Consider the following 4008-nt stretch of genomic DNA (forward strand, 5'->3'; position numbering starts at 1 on the left):
CATCGTCTGCTCGCACTCTGGGGCGGCCGGGCTCCGGCCTGCCCGATTTGGCGCCCGACCCGATTGACCTATGTCCGGGCGACAGCTTTCTCATCTGCAGCGACGGCTTCTGGCAAAGGATCGAGGATGAGGACGTTGTCGGCACTGCCGTCTCGAACGAGAGACGCAGCGCGGTGGGGAGCAGCCCTTGTTGAAATAATAAAGAAGAATCCACGCTTGCCGGATCCAGATAATCTGAGTTTCGTGGCGGTGACCGTCGCATGATATCTGATCAAAGACCAGAATTTGAATAAAGGAGACAAGCAATTATGGCCACCGTCCAGTGCGAGCGCAAAAAGCATTTTTTTGACGATACCAAATATGATCGATGCCCATATTGTCCTGTGGACGATGTCGCCCCCCCTGATCTGAAGGGAACGCAAGACCTGAAGTCCGCACGTAGTGGCTCCACCCCGACGGAGCCGGCCTTTCAGTCGACCGCGGCCGCAGGTGGTGGCCGCAATCCAGGCAACCCGGGCGTGACCATCTCGGTGCCTCGTAAATCCATGGGAATCGATCCAGTTGTCGGGTGGCTGGTCTGTATCGCTGGGCCGGACAAGGGGCGAGACTATCGGTTGCACAGTGATCGCAACAAGATCGGGCGCTCCCCCAACATGGATGTCTTCATCGAGGGCGATGACACCATATCTCGCGAAAATCATGCCCAGCTCGTCTACAGCGCACGCAGCAAGACTTTCAGCGTCGTCCCCGGTGACGGTCGCAATTTGATTTATCTGAACGATGCCGATGTCTTCACGCCGCAGCCGCTGAATCCCTATGACGTCATCGAGCTTGGACAGACGAAGCTGATGTTCATTCCATTCTGTGGTGAACGTTTCGATTGGGCCGCGGAAGATGCCAAGCAAAAGGCTGAGGCGGCAGCGAAATCCGGCTCCTGAGCGGACACTAACCAGCGGCCGGCCAGGCCGGCCAGGGGAGGACTGAATGAGGTGTCCCTATTGCATCTACGGTGACTTCGTCGATGGGCGTTGCGGCCGCTGTAAGTATTCCGGCCGCCGGCGTTCGTCGAAGGAACACTTCATGCTGCCCTATGGGACACCTCTGGGTTCGGGCCGCTACATGCTGGGTAAAGAAGAGGGGATAGGTGGCTACAGCATCTGTTACCGCGCCTGGGACGGTGAGCAGGATCGGATCGTCGCGATCAAGGAACTCTTTACGGATCGCCTGGCGTCCCGGCAGCCAGACGGCAGTGTCTATCCCATATTCGGATGTACCCAGGATTTCAGGGCGGCACTGGAAGGTAGCCAGGCCGAGGCCCTGATGTTGCAAAGCATGATCCGCGAGCCGGGCATTGTTCAATATTACGACGATTTCATGGATAATAATACATACTATATTGTTACGGAATTTGTTCGCGGCTCAACACTTGATGATTATGTGTCGGATATAATTAAAAAGACATCACTTCCAATGCCGGCAAACCCAGCAGTTAATGTAACAATGCAGTTACTTAGTTTTGTCGCGCAAATGCACAAAGCCAATTTCCTCCATCTCGATCTTAAGCCCAGCAATATTCATGTGCGCGAAGATGCATCGATGTGCCTTCTGGATCTGGGGTCGGCGCGGGAAAAGTTGCGGGCCAGGGACATGAATGTGCGTCACACGCTGACGCCGGGCTATGCGGCGCTTGAGCAATATGAAGTGGATGCCGTCCTGACGCCTCAGGCTGATATCTATGGTATGGGCGCGACCTTATACCATTGCCTGACCGGGCGGATCCCCCCAGAGGCGCCGCGCCGCGCGGAGGGGGTCTTCATGCTACCGCCGTCCGCGCTCAACCCCACGGTATCAGCCGCGCTTGACGAGATTGTCGACAAGGCGATGGCCCTCAATGCGAACGAGCGCTATCGGTCGGCGACGGAGTTTCGGTCGGCACTGAAAAGATTGGCGTTGCCGCCATCGTTGCCGGAGCCTCCTCCCCCACCGCCGCCGGATCGCGCCGTTCGGCGCGCCCCGGTCTTGCGGCGCGCCCTGGCGGGGATGGTGGAGCTGTTTCTTGGGCTGGTGGTCTGCATCGCCATGGCGGTGGGCGGGCTTCCGCAGGCGGATCAGTTGATCGGCATCGGGATCATCGCCTGGTTTCTATGCCAAATCCTGTTGCCTTTGAACGAAAAGCCAACTCCCGGCATGGTGTTGACCGGCCTGCTGTTCGCCCGGATCGATCCCACCAAGGAAATGACGCTGACGCGGGCCCTGTCGAGAGCCCTGCTGATCACTCTGCTGGGCGGTCTTCTGGTCTTTTCAAGGGATAAGGAGGGGCGCCTGCTGCAGGACAGGGTCTGCGGGCTTGATGTGGTTGTCGCCTAAAGGCGGCCTGAGTGTTAATCGGCGTGCGGCTTGGACGCCGATCGGCGCGATATCCGTTTGATTCTATTGAGGTTGGCGGGGTCAATTGATCGCGCCGATTTACAGCCCGGGCTTGGCGAGGATCGGTGGTGCGCAGGGAGCGGACGTAGTGGGGGCGGCCTGTCAGGGCGGCGACGTCGGCGGGTTGGCGGACGCGCAGATAGAGTCGCTGACGACGTTGGACGATATATGGGATGGCAACCAAGATGGCGTCCCCGCGTGTGTCACAGACGTGTGTCACACCGATCCGGGCTGGGCGCCTATATTGCCAATTATCTCAAACACTTAAGCCGAAGTATGGCGTCCCCTAGGGGATTCGAACCCCTGTTACCGCCGTGAGAGGGCGGTGTCCTAGGCCTCTAGACGAAGGGGACGAGGCCGGGTGGAGCCGGCTATGTACGTCAGATGGAGGGCGGCGCCAAGCGCTTTCTTCTCGCCGCCAGGAAGAAGGGGCCAGGAAGAAGGGAGTGCCGGCCGCATCGCATGGAAAAATCCCGTTGGCGGCCCTTAAGCTCGCCCGCGCGCGATCATATACGGGGCGTGGCGGTTGCCAAAAATCGTCACGGGACTGAAAGATTCCTATGGACAGCCCCGTCGGGCGTCTCTATAACCCCGTTCACCGACGCGGCGGGCGACAACGAACGGCGCGACGGCGAAGCGATCCCTGGGTTCTGGCGGTTGACGCTGGTGATTGAGGGGTTGCGGTCCTGGCGGTGGAACTGCCGGACGATACGGAATTCGCCCTTCCTGTCCGGGTTTGGGTTGGTCCTCACGGGGATCGGCCAAGGACGGGGTTGTGGTTTTGGCGCGTATCTGCGTTTGGCCACGGGTTCTTGAACAAGTGAACGTCTTGAGAAGGGATGCGCAGACGGCGGTTCCGACGCTGGGCCCGGTTCGGGCAGCAACGTGGAAACGATCGAAGCGCATCTTAAGAACATGCTCTGAATATGTCCCTTCAGCGATGAGGGGAACAGGAACGGACTTGGGTTTGAGGTGCCGACTAAGGTTGGTTTCCGTCGAGGTTCTTGCTGGCCGCGAGGTTGGTGAGATACCGCATTGAACCTGAGAGTTTGATCCTGGCTCAGAACGAACGCTGGCGGCATGCCTAACACATGCAAGTCGAACGAAGGCTTCGGCCTTAGTGGCGCACGGGTGAGTAACGCGTGGGAACCTGCCCTTTGGTTCGGAATAACTCCGGGAAACTGGAGCTAATACCGGATGAGCCCTGTGGTTGTGGAGATCATAGGGGAAAGATTTATCGCCGAAGGAGGGGCCCGCGTCCGATTAGGTAGTTGGTGAGGTAACGGCTCACCAAGCCGACGATCGGTAGCTGGTCTGAGAGGATGATCAGCCACACTGGGACTGAGACACGGCCCAGACTCCTACGGGAGGCAGCAGTGGGGAATATTGGACAATGGGCGCAAGCCTGATCCAGCAATGCCGCGTGAGTGATGAAGGCCTTAGGGTTGTAAAGCTCTTTCGCACGTGACGATGATGACGGTAACGTGAGAAGAAGCCCCGGCTAACTTCGTGCCAGCAGCCGCGGTAATACGAAAGGGGCTAGCGTTGTTCGGAATTACTGGGCGTAAAGGGCGCGTAAGC

3 protein-coding genes, 1 tRNA gene and 1 rRNA gene are annotated in these 4008 nt (G+C 58.7%); 3 read left to right on the forward strand and 2 right to left on the reverse strand.

What is annotated here, in order from left to right:
- Positions 1–308: 308 nt before the first annotated feature.
- Positions 309–938, forward strand: a complete 630-nt coding sequence (locus I55_RS33840) for an FHA domain-containing protein (RefSeq protein ID WP_044560119.1) — start codon at positions 309–311, stop codon at positions 936–938.
- 142 nt (positions 939–1080) lie between these two features.
- Complete coding sequence (locus I55_RS08650) at positions 1081–2367, forward strand: serine/threonine-protein kinase (protein WP_159107148.1); 1287 nt, start codon at positions 1081–1083, stop codon at positions 2365–2367.
- Here the strand turns inward: I55_RS08650 and I55_RS39490 are convergent.
- The gene (locus I55_RS39490; RefSeq protein ID WP_376739183.1) at positions 2273–2647 is read right to left on the reverse strand and encodes a DUF6538 domain-containing protein; all 375 of its coding nucleotides are present in this window, start codon (positions 2645–2647) and stop codon (positions 2273–2275) included. The genes I55_RS08650 and I55_RS39490 overlap by 95 nt on opposite strands.
- Positions 2648–2704: 57 nt before the next feature.
- Positions 2705–2780 (reverse strand) — tRNA-Glu (locus tag I55_RS08660).
- Positions 2781–3464: 684 nt separating this feature from the next.
- Here I55_RS08660 and I55_RS08665 point away from each other — a divergent pair.
- A 16S ribosomal RNA gene (locus I55_RS08665) occupies positions 3465–4008 on the forward strand; the annotation flags it as partial.

Origin of the sequence: Azospirillum sp. B4 (assembly GCF_000333275.1) — a bacterium.
In the GTDB taxonomy this organism is placed as follows: Bacteria; Pseudomonadota; Alphaproteobacteria; order Azospirillales; family Azospirillaceae; genus Nitrospirillum.

Excerpts from the sequence above, each read along its gene's own strand:
- I55_RS08650 (WP_159107148.1), top strand. The coding sequence starts at position 1,081 with ATGCTGCCCTATGGGACACCTCTGGGTTCGGGCCGCTACATGCTGGGT.
- I55_RS33840 (WP_044560119.1), top strand. The coding sequence starts at position 309 with ATGGCCACCGTCCAGTGCGAGCGCAAAAAGCATTTTTTTGACGATACC.